Annotated in this window: 14 protein-coding genes; all 14 read left to right on the top strand. The window is 31.4% G+C overall.

Features of this window, described 5'->3' with window-relative positions; translation table 11 throughout:
• Window positions 1-212: 212 nt before the first annotated feature.
• Window positions 213-2,570 (top strand): family 20 glycosylhydrolase, encoded by a 2,358-nt coding sequence (locus tag MHL31_RS06205; protein ID WP_240228208.1) that lies wholly within the window; start codon window positions 213-215, stop codon window positions 2,568-2,570.
• A 23-nt stretch (window positions 2,571-2,593) separates the two neighbouring features.
• The gene (locus MHL31_RS06200; RefSeq protein WP_240228206.1) at window positions 2,594-4,231 is read left to right on the top strand and encodes a beta-N-acetylhexosaminidase; all 1,638 of its coding nucleotides are present in this window, start codon (window positions 2,594-2,596) and stop codon (window positions 4,229-4,231) included.
• A gap of 647 nt (window positions 4,232-4,878) precedes the next feature.
• Complete coding sequence (locus tag MHL31_RS06195) at window positions 4,879-6,477, top strand: sulfatase (protein WP_240228205.1); 1,599 nt, start codon at window positions 4,879-4,881, stop codon at window positions 6,475-6,477.
• 18 nt (window positions 6,478-6,495) lie between these two features.
• Window positions 6,496-7,548 carry an alpha-L-fucosidase gene (locus MHL31_RS06190; protein WP_240228204.1) on the top strand — a complete coding sequence of 351 codons (1,053 nt, stop codon included), beginning with the start codon at window positions 6,496-6,498 and terminating at the stop codon, window positions 7,546-7,548.
• A 1-nt stretch (window position 7,549) separates the two neighbouring features.
• Entirely contained in the window at window positions 7,550-9,085 is a 1,536-nt protein-coding gene (locus MHL31_RS06185) for a sulfatase-like hydrolase/transferase (RefSeq protein WP_305802702.1), read from the top strand.
• 78 nt (window positions 9,086-9,163) lie between these two features.
• Window positions 9,164-10,747, top strand: coding sequence for an alpha-L-fucosidase (locus tag MHL31_RS06175; RefSeq protein ID WP_240228203.1), 1,584 nt, complete (start codon window positions 9,164-9,166; stop codon window positions 10,745-10,747).
• A 12-nt stretch (window positions 10,748-10,759) separates the two neighbouring features.
• Window positions 10,760-12,154 (top strand): hypothetical protein, encoded by a 1,395-nt coding sequence (locus MHL31_RS06170; RefSeq protein ID WP_240228202.1) that lies wholly within the window; start codon window positions 10,760-10,762, stop codon window positions 12,152-12,154.
• A gap of 5 nt (window positions 12,155-12,159) precedes the next feature.
• On the top strand, window positions 12,160-14,784 hold the full coding sequence (locus MHL31_RS06165) for a glycoside hydrolase family 3 C-terminal domain-containing protein (protein WP_240228201.1): 2,625 nt from the start codon (window positions 12,160-12,162) through the stop codon (window positions 14,782-14,784).
• A 23-nt stretch (window positions 14,785-14,807) separates the two neighbouring features.
• Window positions 14,808-16,400 (top strand): sulfatase, encoded by a 1,593-nt coding sequence (locus MHL31_RS06160; RefSeq protein WP_240228200.1) that lies wholly within the window; start codon window positions 14,808-14,810, stop codon window positions 16,398-16,400.
• Window positions 16,393-18,702, top strand: a complete 2,310-nt coding sequence (locus tag MHL31_RS06155; RefSeq protein WP_240228199.1) for a glycoside hydrolase N-terminal domain-containing protein — start codon at window positions 16,393-16,395, stop codon at window positions 18,700-18,702. Before MHL31_RS06160 ends, MHL31_RS06155 begins: the two co-directional genes overlap by 8 nt.
• A gap of 8 nt (window positions 18,703-18,710) precedes the next feature.
• A complete protein-coding gene (locus MHL31_RS06150; RefSeq protein ID WP_240228198.1) occupies window positions 18,711-20,081 on the top strand; it encodes a sulfatase in 1,371 nt (456 codons plus the stop codon).
• Between the two features lie 17 nt (window positions 20,082-20,098).
• Complete coding sequence (locus MHL31_RS06145; protein WP_240228197.1) at window positions 20,099-22,771, top strand: glycoside hydrolase family 3 protein; 2,673 nt, start codon at window positions 20,099-20,101, stop codon at window positions 22,769-22,771.
• A gap of 9 nt (window positions 22,772-22,780) precedes the next feature.
• A complete protein-coding gene (locus MHL31_RS06140) occupies window positions 22,781-24,211 on the top strand; it encodes a hypothetical protein (RefSeq protein ID WP_240228196.1) in 1,431 nt (476 codons plus the stop codon).
• Between the two features lie 13 nt (window positions 24,212-24,224).
• The gene (locus MHL31_RS06135) at window positions 24,225-25,016 is read left to right on the top strand and encodes an SGNH/GDSL hydrolase family protein (RefSeq protein ID WP_240228195.1); all 792 of its coding nucleotides are present in this window, start codon (window positions 24,225-24,227) and stop codon (window positions 25,014-25,016) included.

The following is a 25,016-nucleotide window of genomic DNA, read 5'->3' as shown; positions in this document are numbered from 1 at the left end:
TTTAAGCTGTAACTTGTGTAAATCTTTGGTCTATAATTAGATGTTATTGGTCGAAAAATTAGCTATTAACACTAAAAAAAAATTATTTTTATATCAATGGTAAAACCTATTTAAATTGAAGGAAGTTTTTTTAAAACAAAATATACTTTAATATTATTTTGGGTTTTAACTCAAATAAAAGAACCTAATAGACTAAAAATTAACTTAACAAAATGATTAATAATAAAAGAAGTATAAAAAAAAGAATTTTAGAGAGCTTATTGTTTTCGTTAATACTATTTGTTTCGTGTACAAAAAATGAACTTAAAGTAGGAGAAACGTCAGTAATACCTTTACCAGTAGAGTTAACTACTAGTAGTGAAGGTTATTTTGTAATATCAGAAAAAACCACAGTTTCTGTAACTAATAAAGAACAATTAAATATAGTTACTAATTTTTTTAAGAAATTTGAGAAGGTGGCTGGATTTACCCCAGAAATTGGTATAGAAAAAGCTAAAGCAAATATTGTTTTTAGTGTAGATGCAACTTTAGAGGATGAAGCATACGAACTTGTTGTTGAGGAAAATACTATTGCTGTAAAATCGGGTTCTGGAGCTGGTTTTTTCTATGCTATGCAAAGTCTAGGTCAGTTATTACCTGTATCTTTTTATTCAGAAAAAGTACAACCAAATACAGATTGGGGAATTCCTATTGTTACAATTAAAGATAAACCTGCTTTTAAGTGGAGAGGTTATATGTTAGATGTTTCTAGGCATTTTTTTGATAAAGAGCAGATTAAAGATGTAATAGATTTTATGGCAGAAGTAAAATTAAATCGTTTTCATTGGCATTTGTCAGATGATAATGGGTGGCGTATAGAAATTAAACAATACCCAAAATTAACAGAAGTTGGAGCATGGCGTGTAGATTATAATGCTAAAGATGAAAATACTTCAAATTGGTGGGGAAGACCAAGGCAAAAAGAAGGAGAAAAGGCAACCTATGGAGGCTTTTATACGCAAGAGGATATTAAAGAAATTGTAGCTTATGCTAAAGAAAAATATATAGAAATTATTCCAGAAATAGATATGCCAGGACATTCATTGGCAGCTGTTGCTTCATATCCAGAAATTTCATGTTCTGAGGGACCTTTTTATGTGGGAACAGGTGGAGTAGTTAGAAATAACACATACTGCCCGGGTAAAGAAAGTACTTTTGAATTTATTGAAAATGTATTAGGAGAGGTAATGGATTTGTTTCCTTTTGAGTATATGCATATTGGAGGTGACGAATGTAATAAAGAGGCTTGGGCGGTTGATCTAGATTGTCAGAAACGCATGAAAGAAGAAAACCTTAGTGATTTACACGAATTACAAAGTTATTTTATTAAAAGGGTTGAGAAAATAGTGAATGCCCATAATAAAAATATGATTGGCTGGGATGAAATATTAGAAGGTGGCTTGGCGCCAAATGCAACCGTAATGTCTTGGCGTGGTGAAAAAGGGGGGATTGCAGCTGCAAGACATGGAAATGATGTTATTATGACGCCTTCCAAATATTGTTATTTAGATTTAAAACAAGGAGACGATGATTTAGAGCCGAATTTAGGATATGCTTACTCTTTTTTGAAAGATACTTATAACTACAAAATAATTTCAGATAGTTTAACAACTGAACAAGGAAAACACGTTTTAGGAATACAAGGTAATTTGTGGACTGAGTCTATTACCAATTGGAGTCAGTTAACTTATATGACTTTTCCGCGTTTGTATGCAGTTGCAGAAAATGGTTGGACAGCTCAAGAAGCTAAAGATTGGAATGGTTTTACAGAGAGGTTATTAACTCAAATGAAACGATTAGAAGAAAAAGGTGAGCGTTTTGCAACCAGTGCATATAATGTTAGAATAAACCATCAAGGACATAAAGCGGGCTTTATTGATATTTCGCTTAAAACCGAAGTAGATGGACTTGATATTTATTACACATTAGATGGTAGTGAGCCTTCTTTGAATTCAATAAAATACGAAAAGCCATTTGTAATAAAAAACACAACAACCATTAAAGCAACCTCGTTTAAAAAAGATGAACAAATAGGTAATATTTCAGAAAAAAAATTCCCTATTCATAAAGCAGTAGGTGCAGAGGTGGTTTTTCATTCTCCATTAATTAAAGAGAAAAAAGCAACGTATGGTTTGGTCGATTTAAACTATGCTAAATTAAATAGAGGAGATAGAAAGTGGAATGAATTTTTGAGCGATTTAGATGTAGATTTAGTGTTTAAAGAACCTAAAGAAATTTCATCTGTAGAAATAACAAGCCTTAGATTTACCAATTCAAGTGTTTATGTTCCAGAATATATAGAAGTTTATGGATCGGTAGATGGAGTTTCGTTTACCAAATTAGCAGAAGTTAAACAACTAGAAAAAAGTCATATTCAAGGTAGAAATAAAGTTAAAACAATAATTAATTTTGATAAAACAGTATTAAAATCAATAAAAATAAAAGCAAAAAGCGTGAATCCAATACCTACTGGACATCGTAGAGAAGGAGGATCTTCAAGAATTTTAATTGATGAACTAGTTGTTTTTTAAACATTATAATAAAAATAGATAAAATGAAACATTTACTTTTAATAACACTGTGCCTAATAATTAATTCCTGTTCAAATAAATATGAAACTGTAGTTAATTCTGAAGAAGATTATTTAATAATACCTAAACCTACATCATTAGAAATTTCTACAGGAAAATTTTTGATAGATTCAAATACAAAAATTATTGGAGAGGAGACATTAGAAAATGAAGGGAATTACCTTTCAAATTTGTTAAGCGAAATAATAGGAGAAACTATACCATTTACAAATGATACAAAAATAAAAGGAAATATTTTATTAAAATTAGATGCTAGTATAACTAATAAAGAAGGTTATAAATTAACAATTAATTACAATCAAATAACAATAGCGGGTAAAACAACAAAAGGTGTGTTTTATGGAATACAAACATTAAATCAACTAATTCCGTCAGTTAAAGATTCTAATAATGAAGTTTTAATTCCTGCTGCAACTATTATAGATAGTCCAAGATATGCGTATAGAGGAATGCATCTAGATGTTGCACGTCATTTTTTTCCTGTTCAGTTTGTGAAAAAATATATAGACATACTAGCAATGCATAAAATGAATACGTTTCATTGGCATTTAACCGAAGACCAAGGTTGGCGAATTGAAATAAAAAAATATCCAAAGTTAACAGAGGTTGGGAGTATTAGAAAAGAAACAATTGTTGGACATGGTAATACTTGGAAAAATTCAGATGTAAAATATGATGGAACACCTTATGGAGGTTTTTATACACAAGAAGATGTAAAAGAAATTGTTGCATATGCCACAGAAAGGCATGTAACTGTTATTCCTGAAATTGAGCTTCCAGGGCATGCATTGGCTGCAATTGCTGCTTACCCAGAACTGGGAAATACAGGAGAACAATACGAAGTTGGTACTAGGTGGGGTGTTTTTCCAGAAATTTATGCACCAAGTGAAGAAACTTTTAAATTTTTAGAAAATGTTTTATCAGAAGTCATTGAATTATTTCCTAGTAAACTAATTCATATTGGTGGAGATGAAGCGCCAAAAACACAATGGGAAAATAGTAAATTAGCTCAAGAGGTAATTAAAAGAGAGGGTTTGAAAAATGAGCATGAGTTACAAAGCTATTTTATAAAACGAATTGAAAAATTTTTAAACTCAAAAGGTCGAAATATTATTGGATGGGACGAGATTTTAGAAGGTGGTTTAGCACCAAATGCAACAGTAATGTCCTGGAGAGGTGAAAAAGGAGGTATAGAAGCAGCAAAAATACATCATAATGTAATAATGACGCCAACTAAATACTGTTATTTCGATTTTTATCAAACTAAAAATAGAGAAAATGAACCGCTTGCTATTGGAGGAAATACAACTGTGGAAGATGTATATAGTTATGAACCTACTCCTAAAGAGTTAACCGAAGAAGAAAGTAAGTATGTTTTGGGGGCTCAAGGAAATGTTTGGACAGAGTATATGAAAACTCCAGAACATGTTGAGTATATGATTTTACCAAGATTAACCGCTTTATCTGAAGTTGTTTGGTCTACTAAAGATTCTAGAAATTGGGATGATTTTCAACAACGCTTAAAAAATATAGTTATTAAATACGATGAAATGGACTTAAATTATGCAACACATAGTTTAAGTGTAGAAGAAGTTAAATAAATTATTTAACTTTATTTAAAAGCAAATTATTATTAAGCCATATATAATTAGGCTCAATTATAATTGAAGAAGTAAAAATACATAAGGCTGTTTAAAAGCAATATTTTCGTTAACCTGATTTAATAATTTCAGAACAATAGAAAATAGGCGTTTATGCAGCCTTATTTAATATTTAAAAAGTGATAAAATGAAATAGTTAAGTAGCTGTTTACTTTTTAAATTCTTTTCTAGTTAAATGTTTGGCTACTAATCTTAAATGCTAAAACGTGTGAATTAGATGCGCACTTTTAGTTATTTTTTTATAAAATATATTGAAAAACCAAAATTGTAAAATTAAGTTAAATGTTCGTAGTTATATTTAATTTTTATCAATGGAAACTGCTTATAAAGTGTTATTTTAGATGTTAAAACTTGAAATTTAACAATATAATTACCTAATCTAATACAAAAAGAGGTTAAAATATGTGGTTTTTTAACCCAACACCTTTTTAAATTTGTTATTAGTCGAATTAATTTTAGTTGATGTTTTTTTATTCTTTACTTTATAACAGTCGCTATAAAGTAAATTAGAAGGTACACTAGATTTAGTAGCTGTAAATCGTTAGAAATTAAGATAAAATGAGATTCCTAAATATAAAAATAGAGTTATGATTAAAAATAGATTAGTTGTATTGGCTTTTTTAATGAGTGTTTTCTTTTTGCATAGTTGTAAAAAAAATGAAAAGATAAATAAATCAACTAGACCAAACATTGTGTTTATAATGAGTGACGACCATGCATATCAGGCTATTAGTGCTTATGGTGAAGGCTTAAATAACACACCTAATATAGATAGAATAGCAACAGAAGGGGCTATTTTTAATAAAGGCTTTGTTACAAATTCTATTTGCGCACCTAGTAGAGCTGTAATGCTTACTGGAAAGCACAGTTTTGTAAACGGTAAGGTAGATAATATTAGTCCTTTTAATTGGGATCAAGATAATTTTGCTAAATCATTGCAAAAGGCAGGTTACCAAACAGCTATGATAGGTAAAATACATTTAGATGGTTTACCTCAAGGTTTCGATTATTCTAATGTGCTTCCTGGACAAGGTAAATACTATGCTCCAGAATTTATCGAAAATGGCGTAAAAAAAACATATCAAGGTTATGTAACAAGCGTAACAACAGATATTGCTTTAGATTGGTTAGAAAATAAGAGAGATAAAGAAAAACCTTTTTTAATGTTATACCATCAAAAAGCACCTCATAGAACATGGATGCCAGAAGAAAAGTATTTAACGTTAATGGATGATAAAACTTTTGATCCACCAACCAATTTTTTTGATGATTACGAAGGAAGACCAGCGGCAGCAGCACATGAAATGGGTATATATAAAGATATGGATTTAGTATATGACCTAAAAATGTTAGATAAAGAAGGCGAAATTAAAACAAAGTATAGAGAAGCTTTTCAGAGAAATTATGATAGAATGGACGAAAATCAAAAAGCAGCTTGGGATGCTTATTATGATCCAATTATTGCCGATTTTAAAGCAAGTAACTTAGAAGGAAAAGAATTAGCTTTATGGAAGTACAATAGATATATGCACGATTATCTAAGAACCATACAGTCTGTTGATGATGGCGTTGGTGAAGTTTTAGATTATTTAAAAGCTAATGGATTAGAAGAAAATACAATTGTGGTATACACTTCAGATCAAGGGTTTTATTTAGGCGAACACGGTTGGTTTGATAAACGTTTTATGTACGAAGAATCTTTTAGAACTCCAATTTTGGTGAAATACCCTAAAGAAATTAAGCCAGGTACAGTTATTAACGATTTGGTACAAAACCTAGATTTTGCACCAACATTTTTAGATTATGCAGGTGTAGAAATTCCTGAAGGTGTGCAAGGTGAATCATTTAGAAAATTAGTAAACGGAGAAGTGAGCGAGTGGAGAGACGCTATTTATTATACTTATTATGAGTTCCCTGGAGAACATCATGTTAAACGTCATTATGGAGTAAGAACTGACCGTTATAAATTAATTCATTTTTATTATGATATTGATCAATGGGAATTATACGATTTAGAAAAAGATCCATCAGAAATGAAAAATGTATATAATGACCCATCGTATGCAAGCGTAAAACAAGACATGCATAAACAATTAGAAAAAATGAGAACTCAATATGGTGATAGCGATGAGCTAAATCAAAAGAATTTAGACCATTATTTAAAAGCAAAAAATATAAAACACTAATAAAAAAATAGTAATCATATGAAAAATATTAATATAACTTTTTTACTACTTCTTCTATTTGTTACTGCTGGTTTTGCTCAAGAAAAAATTAATTATTTGGAGGAATCTAAAGAAGATTTTAGTCAAAGAATGCAATGGTTTAATGATGCTAAATACGGCATGTTTATTCATTTTGGTTTGTATAGCCAATTAGGAGGTATTTATAAAGGGAATGATGAAGGTCGTTATGCAGAATGGATACAAGGAAATCAAAATATACCTTCAGAAGAATATGTGAAATTAATCGATACTTGGAATCCAAAAGATTTTAATGCTAATAAAATTGTTAAACTAGCCAAAAAAGCAGGGATGAAATATTTAGTAATCACTACAAAACACCATGAAGGTTTTTGTTTATGGGATTCTAAATATACCGATTTTGATATTGCAAATACACCAATGAAAGGTCGTGATTTTGTAAAAGAATTAGCAGACGCTTGTAAAAAACATAATATTGTGTTTGGAACCTATTATAGCATAACAGATTGGCACCAAGGGTCGCAATATGTTGAAGAAGGTAAAGGTTGGGGAATGATGAAAATGCATGAAGGTAAAAAAGAAGAATACGTAACGTATTTAAAAAATCAAATAAAAGAACTTATAGAAAACTACGATTCAAACATTATTTGGTTTGATGGTGATTGGGTTGATTGGTGGACTTTAGAAGATGGAAATGATTTGTACCAATATATTAGAGAACTTAAACCAAGTATTATTATAAATAATCGTGTTTCAAAAAGAAAACTTTTTAAGAAAGATTTTGGAACTCCAGAACAGTTTCATTTAGAGAATAAAGTTGATTACTACTGGGAAGCTTGTTATACCATGAACGATTCTTGGGGTTTTAAAATAAAAGATACAGATTGGAAAAGTCCTCAAGAAGTGTATGATAAATTAAAAGATATCAATGGAAAAGGAGGTAACTTTTTATTAAATATTGGTCCGGATGGAGATGGAAATGTACCAAAAGAATCTGTTAAGATTTTAAAAAAAGTAGGTAAAATGTTAGCTAAAGAAGAAAAACAAAAATAGGATGGTTGCAAAAAAAATAGTTTTAAGTATTGCACTTTTAACTTTAACAGTAGTAGGTTGTAAAAATACTAAAACCGAAGAAGCACAAGTTAAAGAAGTAGTGAAAAAGCCAAATATACTTTTTCTATTTACCGATGATCAAAGAGGTGGAACCATAGGAGCAATGGATAAATATGATGTTAAAACGCCTAATATGGATCAATTGGTTGAAAATGGAACTTCTTTTACAAATGCATATATTTTAGGTGCAAATTCGGCAGCAGTATGTTCACCGAGTAGAGCTATGTTAATGACAGGTCGACATTATTTTAATATAGAGCCTAATGTGTATGCTCAATTTGCATTTAATAAAGAAGATAGAGGGAAAAGTGATAAATTAACTTTTCCAGAATACTTTAAAGCAAATGGTTACGAAACGTTTGCTACAGGAAAACAACATAACGGTGAAATTTGGTTAGAACGTGGTTTTAATCAAATTAAATCAGCTTTTTTAGGCGGAATGACCACACATTTTGGTACAAAAGTTAAAGATTATACACCAGAAACAGGGTGGTCTGCACCGTATAAAGATACTGAAAAGTTTAGTAGTGAAGTTTTTGCTGATGCTGCAGTTGGATTTTTAAATAGATATAAAAAAGAAGATCCTTTTTTAATGTATGTTGCTTTTACAGCGCCACATGACCCGCGTACAGCGCCAAAGGAAGATAAGGATATGTATCCTGAAGAAGCTATTGTATTGCCAGAAAATTTTATGCCAGAGCATCCTTTTGAAATAGCTGATGATCGTATTAGAGACGAAATGTTAGCAGCTTTTCCAAGAACCAAAACAATAATTCAAAAAGAAATATCTGACTATTATGCTATGATAACAGCTACGGATGTTCAAATTGGTAGAATATTGCAAGCTTTAGAAACTTCAGGAAAAGCAGATAATACCATTATTGTTTTTGCTGGAGATAATGGTCTGGCTTTGGGGCAACATGGCTTATTAGGTAAACAAAGTGTGTATGAACATAGTGTGAGTGTACCATTAATTTTTGTTGGACCAAATATTCCTAAAAATCAAAAAACAGATGCTTTGGCATATTTACATGATGTTTTTCCAACCTTATGTGGTTTAACAGGATTTGAAATTCCAAAATCGGTTGAAACAGAAGATTTAACACCGGTACTTAAAAGGAATAAAAAAGAAGTAAGAAATAGTATGATGTATGCCTATAATTCTTGGCCAGGTGATCTTTTAAATAAAAATAGAAAACACAATCCTGGAGGAGGACATAGAGCTGTTAGAAAAGGAGATTTTAAATTAATAATAAGTGCAAAACACGATGTTTTTACCTATCAATTATTTAATTTATCTAAAGATCCGTGGGAACTAAATAATTTAATTGAAGATAAAACTTTTGAATCTGTAAAAAATGATTTAATAAATGAGTTACAAAAATTAATGGATGAAAATGGGGATTCTGCGGATTTAACTAAAAACGAATTTGGAATTTTTGATAATCCTGAAGATTACAACTTTAAAAAAAAATAATTAATGTGTTTTAAGTATTCAAACAAAAATAATTTTAAAAAGTGCAAGCAAAAAATACTTGTTGCCAATTGGTTTTTTATGGGCTTATTTTTTGTGTTAAATACTGGCACAATTATAGCACAAGAAAATCAATTATCTTGGAACGAACTTGCTGATCAATACGAATGTCCAGAGTGGTTTAGAGATGCTAAGTTTGGTATTTGGTTTCATTGGGGGCCACAAAGTGTACCTGAGCAAGGTGGAGGCTGGTATGCGCGTCATATGTATATGAAAGATGTGGGGCGTCAAAAATTTGGAAAAATGGCAAATGCATACCATTTACAGACTTATGGACATCCTTCAGAATTTGGCTTTAAAGATGTAATTAATGAATGGAAGGCTGAAAAATTTGATGCAGAAGCATTGGTTGAATTTTCAAAAAAAAATGGCGCTAAATATATTGTAGCTTTAGCAAATCATCACGACCATTTTGATTTGTTTGATTCGTCTTTTCATGCTTGGAACTCTGTAAATGTAGGCCCAAAAAAAGATATTATTGGTGAGTTTGAAAAAGCAACACGTAATGCCGGTTTAAAATTTGGAGTAACCAGTCATGATGATCGTTTTTTAAATTGGTGGTTACCTGCTTTTGGAGCAGATACTAAAGGTGAAAAAGCAGGTGTGCCATACGATGGACGTTTAACAAAAGAAGATGGTAAAGGTCTTTGGTGGGAAGGTCTAGATCCAGCCGATCTTTACGGTCCAGTACCAGAAAATAGAACACCAGAGGTATTAGAAGCTATAAAGAAAAATTGGCAAGAACGTCATATTGAATTGGTAAATAAATACAATCCAGATTTATTGTACAACGACGGATTTAGTTTTACTTATGGAAAATATGGTAAAGAAGTAGCTCGTACCTTATACAATAATAATTACAATAAAAATGGATCAATACAAGCAGTAATGCTTTTAAAAAGAACTGAAAAAGGTACAGTTAACGAAGTAGAGTCAGGAGGAAGTAACACACTTAGAGCCGAACCTTGGCAATCAGAAATAACATTTACCGATTGGTTTTATAAAAAAGATCGTCACTTAACACATAATGCGCGTACCATTTTAGAAATGCTAATTGAAGCTGTTAGTAAAAATGGAAATTTACTTTTAAATATTGAATTACATCCAGATGGAACTATACCTGATGAACAAAAAGTAATTATTGATATTGTTGGTGATTGGTTAGCAATTAATGGAGAAGCCATTTATAAAACGAGACCATGGAAAGTTTATGGAGATGGTAAAAGTATTCGTAGTGAAAATGAAGTTTTACAAAATGGAGAGATTAGAAATGCAGGAGATGATATTGCCGAAAAAACAAAAAAAGGAGAACATTACAATCAAAGAACTACTGCTTCTGCTGAATTTGCTTCGGATGAGGTTAGATTTACAACAAAAGGAGATGATTTTTATATCATTGTAATGAACCCTAAAAAAGGCGATTTTAAAATTCCAACATTGGGTTTAAATAATGCTATGAATCCGGGGAAACTTAAAAAAATAACAAGATTAGATAACAATGAAAAAGCAAAATTTAGTCAGAATAAAGAATTTACAACTATAACCATTCCAGTAATAAATGGTAAAAGTTACCCAATAGTTTTAAAAGCAAAATTTGTAAAGTAAATAGATGAAAATATGAAGAAATTAGTTTTCATACTTGTTGTTTTTTTTGCGATTACTCAATCTGTAAATGCTCAAAATAATGCAAAGGTATATTATGTTAAGCTTGTTGAAGGTGCGTTGATTAAGCCAAATCCTATAGAAGAAATTGTTGGAGAGTCTACAAAATCAGGAATTTCAGTACGTATCTATCCAGATATTACATTTCAAACTATTGAAGGTATTGGTGGTGCTTTTAACGAAATAGGAGGAGAAGCTCTGATGTCGTTAAGTGATGAGCAACAAAATGATATAATGAAAAATTTATTCGATAAAAGTGCTTCAAATTTTTCTGTTTGTAGAACAGCTGTTGGGTCAAGTGATTTTGGAATAGATGCATATAGTTATAGTGAAGTTGCGAACGACTATAAAATGAAAAACTTCTCTATAGAAAGAGAAAAAACAAGTGTTATTCCTTACATTCAGATGGCTTATAAATACAATCCAGATATAGAAATATTTGCATCACCTTGGAGCCCTCCAGGATGGATGAAAGAGTCAGGGCTTATGGATAGAGGTAAAGAATTTCCAACTAAAAATGTTTTAAAAAATGATCCTAAAATTTATAAAGCATACGCATTATATTTTTCTAAATACGTAGCCGCTTACGCAAATGAAGGCATAAAAATAGATAGAATAGTGGTGCAAAACGAACAAGATATTAATACAAATTATCCTTCTTGTAATATACCTCCAAAACAAATGGGTGAATTTGTTATTAATTATTTACGTCCTCAGTTTAAAAAAGATAATACACCTTCAGAAATTTGGGCAGGTACTTTTAGAACAGCAAAACAGCTTGATGGTTTAGAATTTGTTCTCAATAAAACTTGGAGAGAGGCAGTTGATGGTATTGGTATACAGTATACAAGTTCTATGCAAATAGAAAATATGCGTGCAGTTTATCCAGAAATTAAATTATTACATACTGAAGGAATTTGTTATGGTGGAAAAAATAGTATTAAAGAAGCATTTTCTAGGTTTAATGAAATAGCTTCTTACATAAACCATGGAGCTCCGAATTTTTGTTATTGGAATATGATTTTAAATGAAACATCTTCTAGTGGTTGGGGTTGGAGACAAAATAGTTTAATAAAAATAGATCGTAAAAATAAAAAAGTAACCTACAATCCAGATTATGCAGTTATGGCGTTGTTTGGACAGTTTATGCGCCCAGGAATGAAAAGAGTTGCTTCGGCTTCTTGGTACGGAGATACAATTACAGTAGCAGATGATAAAAATGTATATCTATTTATTAAAAATGATTCCGATAAATCAAAAACGTTTGATGTATGGTTAAAAGATAGTCAAGCTAAAATAGTAGATATTCCTGCTCAAACAATAGCTGTAGTAGAAGTAAATTATAAGTAAAAATTATGAATCAAAATATAAATAAAATTAAAAGTTTTAGAATAAAAACACCTACAATATTTGTAATGGTTTTTTTACTATTGATCTCTTTTAAGGCTCATTCTCAAGAAGTATTACCTTATTTAGACACCTCATTAACTTTTGATGAAAGAGTAAACGATCTTGTAGAAAGAATGACTTTAGAAGAAAAAGTAGGACAGATGATGAATGATGCACCTGCAATTCCAAGGCTTAATATTCCAGCCTATGAATATTGGAACGAGTGTTTACATGGTGTAGCTCGGGCAGGTAAAGCAACTGTTTTTCCACAAGCTATAGGTTTAGCAGCAACTTGGGATACAGATTTAATTTATAAATCTGCACTTGTAATTTCAGATGAAGCACGTGCAAAACATCACGAGGCTTTACGAAATAATTCATTTAAAAGATATGAGGGCTTAACGTATTGGACTCCAAATGTAAATATATTTCGAGACCCGCGTTGGGGACGTGGTCAAGAAACTTATGGAGAAGACCCATATTTAACATCTCGAATGGGTGTTAATTTTGTAAAAGGAATGCAAGGTGATGATCCTAAATACTTGAAATTAGTTGCAACTCCTAAGCATTTTGCTGTACATAGTGGTCCAGAGCCAGAAAGACATTTTTTTGATGCTACAACAACTGAGCGCGATTTATATGATACTTATTTACCAGCTTTTGAGGCTACTATTGTTGAAGGTAAAGCCTACTCTATAATGGCTGCTTATAATAGATATATGGGCAAACCTTGCTGTGCAAGTCATCAGTTATTAGATAAAATATTAAGAAAAGATTGGGGTTTTAAAGGATATGTGGTTTCAGATTGTAATGCAATTAGAGATATACACGATTATCATAATTATGTAGATTCTAAAGAAACAGCAGCAGCTGTGGCTGTTAAAGCCGGTTGCGATTTAAACTGCGGATCTCGTTATAAGTACTTAATAAATGCTGTTGCAATTGGCGATATTACTGAAGATGAAATCGATGTTTCTTTGAAAAGAATTTTAAAAGCACGTTTTAAATTAGGGATGTTCGACCCTGAAGAAATGGTTCCTTATGCAAGTATACCAATGAGTGTGGTAAGTTCTAAAAAGCATAGGGCTTTAGCCTTGGAAACAGCTCAAAAATCAATTGTTTTATTAAAGAATGAACAAAATGTTTTACCATTAAAAAAAGATATAAAATCTATTGCAGTTATTGGTCCTAATGCTAATAATTTAGAAGTGCTTTTAGGAAATTATAACGGATTTCCATCACAGTATTTTACTCCTTTAGAGGGCATAAAAAATAAAGTTTCTGAAAAAACAAAAATTTACTACGAAGCTGGTTCCGAATTAATTTCCGAAGAAGCTGTAATGTCTTTAATTCCAGCAGAGTTTTTGAGCTTCAAAAACAAGAAAGGATTACAAGCTAAGTATTATAACAATCATCAACTGTCTGGATCTCCTATAATTACAAGAGTAGAAGAAGGCATTAATTCTAATTGGAATTCTAGTCCGGTTGAAGGGTTAAATGAAGAAAAATTTGCAGTAGTATATACAGGAGATATTAAAGTAAATACTTCAGGAGATTACACTTTGGGTATGCAAAGCTATAAAGGTTATAAATTATTAATTGATGGAGAATTAATACTTGATAATACAAAAGATTTAAAAAGAAGAATTGTAAAAAATAAAATATTTTTAGAGCAAGGAAAAAAATATAAAGTTTCAATACAATATTTTCATGAAGGGTATCCAGCAAAGTTAAAATTGCTATGGAGCTCGCCTGATAAAACGTCTTATGAAAAAGCTATAGCATTGGCAAACAAATCTGATGTTGTTGTTTTTGTTGGTGGAATTTCACCAGGAGTAGAGGGGGAACAAATGCCTGTAAATTCTAAAGGTTTTGATGGAGGAGATAAAACAGATATAGAATTACCGAAAGTACAAAAAGAACTATTAAAAGCATTACACGCAACAGGTACTCCAGTTGTTTTAGTATTACTTAATGGTAGTGCATTGGCTGTTAATTGGGAAAATAATAATCTTTCAGCCATAATAGAAGCTTGGTATCCAGGAGAGCTTGGAGGTAAAGCTATTGCTGATGTTTTATTTGGGGATTACAATCCATCAGGTAGACTTCCAGTTACTTTTTATAAAACTGTAAAAGATTTATCGCCTTTTGTAAATTATAGTATGAAAGGTAGAACCTATAGATATTTTGAAGGAGACGTATTGTATCCATTTGGTTACGGATTAAGCTATACGTCATTTAATTATAAAAATATTAGAGTATCTAAACCTAAAATTAATACTTCTGAGTTTGTTGAAGTTAGTGCAACAATAAGTAATACAGGTAGTTTAAAAGGAGATGAGGTAGTACAATTATATATAACAGATAAAGAAAGTTCTGTGGTTCGTCCGCTAAAAAGCCTTCGTGGTATTAAACGTATTTCTCTTAACCCAGGAGAATCAACTCAAGTTGAATTTACAGTTAATACAGAAGACCTTTCATTTTATGATGTTACAAAGCAAGAAAAAGTTGTAGAACCTGGAATTTTTGAAATAGGAATTGGAGCATCATCAAAAGAAATGATTAAAACATCATTAGAAGTTGTAGAGTAATTTAAAATATAAATAGATAAGTAATGAGTAAAAAAATTAAATGGATTTTTCCTTTAGCAGTTGTTTTTATAAGTTTTATTAGTTGTAAAGAAACAAAAAAAACAGAAAGTAAAACCATAGCAGAACGACCTAATATTTTATACATAATGTCAGATGATCATACCTCGCAAGCGTGGGGTGTTTATGGTGGAATTTTAAAAGATTATGTACATACACCAAATATTTCACGTTTGGCTGATGAAGGAGTTGTTTTAGACAATTGTTTGGTTTCTAATTCTATTTGTTCACCAAGTAGAGCTACTATTCTTACAGGGCAGTATAGTCATATTAATGGAGTTAAAATTTTAGCTGGTGGTTTACCTCCAAAACATCCTACAATTGCAGGAGTTTTACAACGAGGTGGTTACCAAACAGCAATTATTGGAAAATGGCATTTAAAGCAAGAGCCTACAGATGAGTTTGATTATTATAGCGTTTTACCAGGGCAAGGACGTTACTGGAATCCTATATTAAAAACCAAAGAAAATTGGGAAGATTATATGGGCGGTGGAAAAGAATATGAAGGATTTAGTACAGATGTAATTGCTGATAAAACTATTGACTGGATTGAAAATAGAGATACTTCAAAACCTTTTATGATGATGTGCCATTTTAAAGCAACTCATGAACCTTTCGATTATCCAGAACGCTTTAGTCATTTATATAGAGATGAGGATATTCCAGTTCCGAGTACATTTTACGATCAAGGAGCTGAAACTACAGGGAGGTCTTTTAAAGGACAATCTGTAGATAATTTAAAGAAAAGGTATTTAAGAGCTTCAGAAGATCCAGATAATGTGCCGGGATATATGCAATATCCAGAATTACCATTTTCGGTTGATGGTTTAACAAATGATGAAGCACGTTATAAAACGTATCAAAAATATGTGAAAGATTTTATGCGTTGTGGTGCTGCTATAGATGATAATATTGGAAAACTATTAGACTACCTTGAAGCATCTGGATTAGCAGAAAACACAATAGTAATTTATACTGCAGATCAAGGATATTTTTTAGGTGAACATGGTTTTTTTGATAAACGATTAATTTATGAAGAATCTATTCATATGCCATTTGTTATTCGTTATCCAAAAGAATTACCTGCTGGAACTCGTAATGCAGACCTTATTGAAAATGTAGATTTTTCTGCATTATTTGCAGATTATGCCGGACTTGAATATCCAGAAACAATGCAAGGTCATAGTTTTAGAGAAAATTTAAAAGGAAATACTCCAAATGATTGGCGTACATATGCTTACTATCGTTATTGGGATCATTCAATAGACCGCCCTGGACATTTTGGAATTAGAGGCGAACGTTACAAATTAGCTTTTTATTACGGAAATGGACTTAAAGAAAATGGTTTTACTAAAGAAAATCAGCCTAAAAAGTTTTGGGATTTCTTTGATTTAGAAAAAGATCCTCAAGAAACGTATAATGCTTATAACGATGAAGAATATCAAGATATTATTAAAGAAATGAAAGCAGAAATCCTTAAGCAAAGAGAAGCTTTAGCGGATACAGACCTTGATACTCCAGAAATCCATGAAATTATTAAAGCACATTGGAATGATTAAAGTTTTAAACATTTTTAAATTATTTATAACGTGTAGTTTATGTGTTTTTATAACAAAAACTCAAGCTCAAGATACGTTTAAATTGTCTTATGATAAGCCTGCAGAACTCTGGACAGAAGCCTTACCAATAGGGAATGGTAGTTTAGGAGCTATGATTTTTGGAGGTGTTGTAGAAGAACATATTCAATTTAATGAGGAAACTTTGTGGGCGGGTAAACCTCATGATTATTCAAATAAAGGAGCAGGTAATTATTTAGCAGAAATAAGACAATTATTAACTGAAGGGAAACAATTAGAGGCTCAAAAATTAGCTCAAAAAGAATTTATGAGTGAACCTTTAAAGCAAGTGCCTTATCAGCCATTTGGAGATTTATACATTGCTTTTAAAAATCATAATAATTACTCAGATTATAAACGGGAATTAGATATTGAAAAAGCCATAAGTAAAGTTTCATATACTATAAATGGTGTAACTTATAACCGAGAAGTATTATCTAGTTTTCCAGATCAAGTTATAGCGGTTAATTTAACTTCAAGTAAATCAAAAGCGTTAAATTTCGATTTATGGTTAGATGCACTTCACGAAGATAAATTGGTGAAAACTAATGGAGATTCACAAACCTTAGAGGTTCAAGTTAAAAATGGAGCTTTACGAGGTGTGGCTTCCTTAAAAGTAACAACAAACGGAAATATACAATCGGTAAATGGAAAGCTTCAAATTACAAATGCATCTAAAGCAACTATTTATTTATCAGCTGCTACAAACTATATTAATTTTGAGGATGTTTCTGGAAATCCTACTAAAATTTCAGAAGAAATTTTAGCAAATGTTTCATCTAAAAAATATAAAAAAGTAAAAAAGAAACATACAAAAGATTATCAAGTTTTATACAATAGATTTAAACTAGATTTTGGGAACAACGGAAAATCGGTTAATACAACAGATAAAAGAATTTATGATTTTTGGAAAGATCCTAATGATCCTCACTTGGTAGCATTATACGTTCAATATGCACGTTATTTAATGATTGCAAGTAGCCGACCAGGAACTAAACCACCGACACTTCAAGGGCTTTGGAATGATAAAATGAATCCGCCTTGGTTTAGCAGTTATACAACCAATATTAATTTAGAGATGAATTATTGGCCAGTAGAAATTACCAATTTAAGTGAATGCCATCAGCCATTGTTTAATTTTATTGAAGATATTTCAAAAACAGGAAAAAAAGTAGCAAAGGAACATTACAATGCAGATGGTTGGGTTGCACATCATAATATAGATATTTGGAGGGGAGCTGCACCAGTTAACGCATCACATCACGGTATTTGGTTAGGTGCTCCAGGTTGGTTAAGTTCTCATATTTGGGAACATTACTTGTTTACACAAGATAAAGACTTTTTAAAAGAATATTACCATTTAATGAAAGATGCAGCGTTGTTTTATACTCAAGTTTTGTATGAAGATCCAAACACAGGCTATTTAATAAGTTCACCTTCAAATTCACCAGAAATAGGAGGTTTAGTTGCAGGTCCAACAATGGATCACCAAATTATTAGAGCGTTATTTAAGAGTGTAATTGCGGCTGTTGAAATTTTAGATATAGATCAAGAATTTTCAAAAGAAATAGCATTAATGCTTCCTAAAATAGCTCCAAATAAAATAGGTAAACATGGGCAATTACAAGAGTGGTTAGAAGATAAAGATGATCCAGATAATCACCATAGGCATGTTTCTCATTTATGGGCTGTGTATCCTGGAAAAGGTATCAATTATGAAGATACACCTGCCTTAATGAACGCTGCAAAACAGTCTTTAGAATATAGAGGAGATAATGGAACGGGTTGGAGTTTGGCTTGGAAAATTAATTTTTGGTCACGTTTTAGAGATGGTAATAGAGCGTATAAATTATTACATAGATTATTGAGCCCTGCGGAACATAAAGAACGCAATGTAGGAGGTGGTTCATATCCAAATCTTTTTGATGCACATCCACCTTTTCAAATAGATGGGAATTTTGGAGGAGCTTCAGGTATTTTGGAAATGATTTTACAAAGTCATTTAGATAAAATAGAATTATTACCTGCTTTACCAGATGTTTTACCTAAAGGAAATGTATCAGGTATAGTTGCAAGAGGTGGTTTTGAATTAGATTTTTCTTGGGAAAATTCTAAATTAAGTGAGGTTAAAATTATGTCGAAAAAAGGAAAATTTTGTGTTTTAGAATACAATGGTAAAATCATAAAATTTGATACCGAAGCAGGAAAAACTTATAAGTTCGATGGGTTCTTAAATAAAAAATAATTAATAATATGAAATTAGTAATTAGTATACTAGCCATAGTTTTAAGTTGTGCTGGCACACTTTCGGCACAAAATGCAACAAAAAAACCTAATATCATTATTTTTTTTACGGATGATCAAGGATATCAAGATGTTGGAGTATTTGGGTCTCCACTTATTAAAACACCACACCTTGATAAAATGGCAGCTGAAGGTATAAAGTTTACAGACTTTTACGCTGCATCTTCGGTATGTTCACCATCACGTGCTGCTTTGCTTACTGGTGCTTATCCGCCTAGAGTTGGTGTGCCAAAAGTGTTATGGCCAAATTTACCGGGAGGATTGAACAGTCAAGAATTTACAATAGCTGATATGCTTAAAACAAAAGGGTATGCAACAGCTTGTGTTGGAAAATGGCATCTTGGAGATGAAGCTCAGTATTTACCAACTGTACAAGGTTTCGACTCTTATTATGGTATTCCTTTTAGTAATGACATGTCTGTCAATCCAAAATCAAAAGTTTCAAAACAGATTCTTTTTAGAGAGGGAATGACCATAGATAGTCTTCGTGAGAAAAAATGGCGAGGAAGAAAAGTACCATTAATGAGGCAAGATGAAGTTATTGAATATCCTGTAGACCAAACAACACTAACAAAAAGATATACAGAAGAAGCAGTAAGTTTTATTAAAGAAAATAAAGATACACCTTTCTTTTTATATGTAGCGCAAACTATGCCACATGTTCCGTTGTATGCTTCACCAAATTTTAAAGGTAAAAGTGCAAGAGGTTTATATGGAGATGTAATTGAAGAAATAGATTGGAGTATGGGTGAAATATTAAAAACTCTTGAAACTTTAGGGATAGATAACAATACATTGGTAGTTTTTACTTCAGATAATGGTCCTTGGAATTTAAAGAATGGAAATGGTGGTAGTGCTTTGCCTTTACGAGGACATAAATTTGAAACTTTAGAGGGTGGTATGCGTGTACCAATGATTGCACAATGGAAAGGTAAAATAAAAGCAGGTAGCGTAATAGATGAAGTAGCTTCAACTATAGATTTATTACCCACTATTGCCTATTTAACAGATGCAGAACTTTCTGATAAACCGATTGATGGTAAAAATATTTGGACACTGCTCTCGGGAAATGAAACAGCAAAATCACCACATATTAAAACTGGATTTTACTATTATAAAGATACAATATTAGAAGCTGTTAGAAAAGGAGATTGGAAACTACGTATAACCGAAGAGGGTGTTGCCCTTTACAATCTTAAAAAAGATATTTCAGAAAGTAATAATGTTGCAATTTCAAATCCTAAAATAGTAAGGAAGTTGAAAAAAATGATGGAAAAGTTTGACGCAGATTTAAAAGAAAATCAACATAAGTATAATTAGAAAAGATGATAGATAGTATGAAAAACATTTTGAAAATTAGTGGTTTAGGGCTGTTTCTAATCAGTACACTTGCATTTACTGAAAAAAAAGACCCACCCTATAAAAATCCTAAATTACCTGTGGCAGAGCGAGTAAACGATTTACTTGGTAGAATGACATTAGAAGAAAAATTCTGGCAAATGTTTATGATACCTGGTGATTTAAATATAGGAAAAGATAAGTTAAAACATGGTATTTTTGGTTTTCAAATATCTTCAAAAGGAAAAAATGATAATGTTGCCGAACAAATTATGGATTACGGTTCTACAGGAACTGCAGCCAATATGGCAAATGAAATTAATGAGCTTCAAAAGTATTTTTTAGAAGAGACACGTTTAGGTATTCCTATAATACCTTTTAATGAAGCACTGCATGGATTAGCACGTGATGGAGCAACAATATTTCCACAAGCAATAGCTTTAGCATCAACCTGGGATACAGATTTAGTTAGTGATGTAGCAAGTGCCATTACAAAAGAAACGAGAACAAGAGGTATCCGTCAAATATTGTCACCGGTTTTAAATATTGCGCGAGATGTTCGTTGGGGGCGTGTTGAAGAAACTTATGGAGAAGATCCTTATTTAACTACGCAAATGGGACTATCATTTATCAGTCAGTTTGAAAAATCTGGAGTAATTACAACACCAAAACATTTTGTAGCTAATGTTGGTGCTGGAGGTAGAGATAGTTATCCAATTAGTTTTAATGAACGATTATTAGAAGAAATTTATTTTCCTGCATTTAAAGCTGTTTTTCAAAAAGCAGGTGCGCGTTCGGTTATGACATCTTATAATTCATTAGACGGCACACCCTGCACATCTAATGAATGGTTGTTGCGTACTAAACTTAAAGAACAATGGGGTTTTAATGGTTTTGTAATTTCTGATGCAGGGGCTACAGGAGGAGCAAATGTATTGCACTTTACAGCGGCAAATTATGCCGAGGCTACAGAAGATGCTGTAGAAGCAGGATTAGATGTTATGTTTCAAACAAATTACAATCATTTCCCTTTGTTTTGGGAAGCTTATAAAAATGGAATGGTTGATATTAAGGCTGTTGATGAAGCTGTAAGCAGAATTTTAACGGCTAAATTTGAATTAGGTTTGTTTGAAAATCCATATGTTGATGCAAAAGAAGCAGCAGTTTGGAACGGACATAAAACACATCGTGAATTAGCTAAAAAAGCGGCTTCTAAAGCAATGGTTTTATTGAAAAATAAAAATGAAATTTTACCAATAAATAAATCTTCTAAAAAAATAGCACTTATTGGTTACGATGTAAAAAAAGTAAGATTAGGAGGTTATAGTGGACCAGGAAATGAGCTTGTTTCAATGTATAAAGGTGTTTCAAATAAAATAGGCGAAGAAAACATCTTATACGCTCCAGGTGTAGTATTAAAAGAACAAAAATATTTACCTGTTGCATCAACTTTTTTAATTACAAATTCTGATGGGAAAAAAGTGGAAGGATTAAAAGCTACTTATTTTGATAACATAAAATTAAGCGGACAACCAAAAGTTGAACGTATTGACAAGCAAATTAAATTTGGTTGGACACTTTATGCTCCACATAAAGATTTGGATTATGATTGGTTTTCGGTACGATGGACTGGAAAAATAAAAGCACCTAAAACAGGAAAATTTAATATTGGTATTGAGGGGAACGATGGTTACCGTATGTATTTAGATGGTAAACTAATTATTGATAATTGGCAAAAACAATCGTACACTACTATTTTAAAAGAATTTTCTTTTGAAGCAGGGAAAGAATACGATATTAAAATTGAGTTTTTTGAATCGGCAGGAAATGCAAAATTTAAATTAGTTTGGGATGCTTTTATTGAAAATAATTGGCAACAACAAATAGCAGAAGCAGTTTTAAAAGCTGAAAAAAGTGATGTAGCAGTTGTTTTTGCAGGTATTCACGAAGGTGAATTTCAAGATAGAGCTTTGTTGGCATTACCAGGACACCAAGAGGCCCTTATTAAAGCAGTTGCAAAAACAGGAAAACCTACTGTAGTTGTTTTAGTTGGTGGAAGTGCAATTACTATGGCAAACTGGATAAACGATGTTGATGGTATAATTATGGCTTGGTATGCTGGTGAAAATGGAGGAAATGGTTTTGCAGATATTCTTTTTGGAGATGAAAATCCAGCAGGGCGTTTACCAATAACTTTTCCAGTAGATGAAGCACAATGTCCATTATATTACAATAATAAACCTACGGGAAGAGGTGATAATTACCATAACTTAACTGGACAACCATTGTTTCCATTTGGTTATGGATTAAGTTATACTTCTTTTGAATATTCTAATTTAGAATTTAGTAGTAATACTATTTCAGTTGACGGTACAGTGGAGATAACATGTACCATTAAAAATAGTGGATCTGTTGCTGGTGATGAGGTGGTACAATTGTATATTCGAGATGAACTTGCATCTGTTGCTCGTCCAATAAAAGAGTTAAAAGGTTTTAAACGTATTAATTTAAAAGTTGGAGAGTCGAAAAAAGTGAAGTTTAAATTAGGACCTGAAGAATTATCGATGTTAGATAAAGATTTAAAAAGAGTGGTTGAGGCTGGTGATTTTAGAATTATGATTGGAGCTTCATCAAAAGATATTCGTTTAAGAAAAATTTTAACTGTAAAATAAAAGGGTATTATGAAAATATTTAAAAGTTGTTTATTAGTTGCAATTATTGTTATTCTTTCAGCTTGTGAAAGTCAACCAAAAGTTACTTGGGTAAGTAGTACAGATACTAATACTTGGGTAAATAAAACATACAAACAACAAGCAAATACGTCCAATGCTGTTATTAGTATTGACATAGATATTGCAAAACAAAAACAAGAAATAACAGGCTTTGGAGGTTGTTTTAACGAACTAGGTTGGGAGGCTTTAAATGTGGTTTCCTCTGAAGAAAAACAACAAATTTTAAACGATTTATTTAGTCAAGAAGATGGGTGTAAATTTAGTGTTTTTAGAATGCCTATTGGTGCTAATGATTATGCAGTAGATTGGTATAGCCATAATGAGACTCCAGAAGATTTTGAGATGGTTAACTTTTCAATAGATCGCGATAAAAAACGATTAATCCCTTATATTAAAGAAGCACAAAAAATAAATCCAGATATTTCTGTTTGGGCCTCTCCTTGGTGTCCACCTTCTTGGATGAAACACAGTAAACATTATGCTTGTAAATCTAATCCAAAATTTAACGATTTACCAATAGAATTTAGTTCTACAGAAGAATTGGTTTCACGTTTTATTATGGAACCAAAATACTTAGAATCGTATGCTTTATATTTTTCAAAATTTGTACAAGCGTATAAAGCAGAAGGTATAGATATTAGTGCAGTTCATGTTCAAAATGAGTATAATTCAGCGCAAAACTTTCCGTCTTGTGTTTGGAAACCACAAGATTTAGGAATTTTTATTGCCGATTATTTAGGCCCTAAATTTAAATCAGAAAATATTGATAGTGAAATTTGGTTAGGTACTGTTGAGCGCCCACAAATTGAAAGAGTTTCAGATATATTAGAGTATAAAAACACAAAAGATTATGTAAAAGGTGTTGGCTTTCAATGGGCAGGAAAAGGAGCAATTGAAGCCGTACATGCAAAATATCCAGAAATGGAATTAATGCAAACAGAAACAGAGTGTGGAGATGGTTCTAACGATTGGAAAGCCGCAGAATACACCTTTAATTTAATGAAACATTATTTTGAAAATGGAGCAAATTCATATATGTATTGGAATATGGTTTTAGATGAAACAGGAAAAAGTCAATGGGGGTGGAAACAAAACTCAATGATTTCAATAGATCGTACTACTAAAGAAGTTACCTATAATCCAGAGTTTTATTTAATGAAACATTTAAGTGCTTTTGTTGCGCCAGGATCTGTAAAATTAGCAACTACAGGAGATACTGATAATGCAATTATTTTTTACAACGAAGCAGAAAATGAAGTTGTAATTCTTGCATATAACAACGCTGAAGAAAATAGTGAGTTAAAATTAAACGTAAACAATCAAGAAATAAATGCCTTGCTAGATGCTAAATCTTTTAATTCAATAGCAATTAGTTTGTAATAATAAAATTCCCATGGAAAGAAGAGCATTTGTGAAATGTTTAGGAGCTACTACCATTTATATTGGAGCATCATCTTGTGGGGCAATAAATATTTTTGGAGCTAGGTATAATGAAGAAGTTTGCAAGAGTGCTTGGGAAAATTTACGAGAATTAAAAAGTCAAGCTTTTAAATATGTTACTCCCCAAAAAAAACTTCCAAATGTATTGATTTACGGTGACTCAATTTCTATTGGATATACACCAATAGTTAGAGAAATGCTATCAGGAAAAGTGAATGTATTTCGAATCTATACAAACGGACAATCTAGTGATAAGTTTATTCCATTTATGGAGAAAATGAAAGAAACTATGTTTCAGCCATATTTAAAAGGAGGATGGAATTTTGATTGGGACCTTATCCATTTTAATGTGGGTTTACATGATTTAAAATATCTAGCTGATGGGAAACTGGATAAGGAAACTGGAAAACAAATGAATAATATAGAAGAATACAAAACAAATCTAAATAAGATTTGTATGTATTTAAAAAAAGAGTTTCCTAATACAAAATTAATTTTCGCAACTACAACTGCAGTTCCTGATGAAGGTGATGCAGGAAGATTTGGAGGTGATAGTATAAAATATAATAACGCAGCTAAAGCCGTTTTAGCAAATTACCCTTCTATTGTAATTAATGATTTATATGGTTTTACCAAACCAAACTCATCTAAATGGTACATAAAACCTAGAAATGTTCATTATAATAATTTAGGGAAAACAACTCAGGGTAAGCACGTGGCAAAAGTTATAACTGAAAATTTATAA

It is taken from the genome of Lutibacter sp. A80, assembly GCF_022429645.1.
GTDB lineage: Bacteria > Bacteroidota > Bacteroidia > Flavobacteriales > Flavobacteriaceae > Lutibacter.
This window is presented reverse-complemented; position numbering and strand designations above follow the sequence as displayed.

Coding starts and splice junctions, on each gene's coding strand:
- MHL31_RS06165 (WP_240228201.1), top strand. CDS start 12,160: ATGAATCAAAATATAAATAAAATTAAAAGTTTTAGAATAAAAACACCT.
- MHL31_RS06200 (WP_240228206.1), top strand. CDS start 2,594: ATGAAACATTTACTTTTAATAACACTGTGCCTAATAATTAATTCCTGT.
- MHL31_RS06195 (WP_240228205.1), top strand. CDS start 4,879: ATGATTAAAAATAGATTAGTTGTATTGGCTTTTTTAATGAGTGTTTTC.
- MHL31_RS06205 (WP_240228208.1), top strand. CDS start 213: ATGATTAATAATAAAAGAAGTATAAAAAAAAGAATTTTAGAGAGCTTA.
- MHL31_RS06155 (WP_240228199.1), top strand. CDS start 16,393: ATGATTAAAGTTTTAAACATTTTTAAATTATTTATAACGTGTAGTTTA.
- MHL31_RS06135 (WP_240228195.1), top strand. CDS start 24,225: ATGGAAAGAAGAGCATTTGTGAAATGTTTAGGAGCTACTACCATTTAT.
- MHL31_RS06140 (WP_240228196.1), top strand. CDS start 22,781: ATGAAAATATTTAAAAGTTGTTTATTAGTTGCAATTATTGTTATTCTT.
- MHL31_RS06145 (WP_240228197.1), top strand. CDS start 20,099: ATGAAAAACATTTTGAAAATTAGTGGTTTAGGGCTGTTTCTAATCAGT.
- MHL31_RS06185 (WP_305802702.1), top strand. CDS start 7,550: ATGGTTGCAAAAAAAATAGTTTTAAGTATTGCACTTTTAACTTTAACA.
- MHL31_RS06170 (WP_240228202.1), top strand. CDS start 10,760: ATGAAGAAATTAGTTTTCATACTTGTTGTTTTTTTTGCGATTACTCAA.
- MHL31_RS06190 (WP_240228204.1), top strand. CDS start 6,496: ATGAAAAATATTAATATAACTTTTTTACTACTTCTTCTATTTGTTACT.
- MHL31_RS06175 (WP_240228203.1), top strand. CDS start 9,164: ATGGGCTTATTTTTTGTGTTAAATACTGGCACAATTATAGCACAAGAA.
- MHL31_RS06150 (WP_240228198.1), top strand. CDS start 18,711: ATGAAATTAGTAATTAGTATACTAGCCATAGTTTTAAGTTGTGCTGGC.
- MHL31_RS06160 (WP_240228200.1), top strand. CDS start 14,808: ATGAGTAAAAAAATTAAATGGATTTTTCCTTTAGCAGTTGTTTTTATA.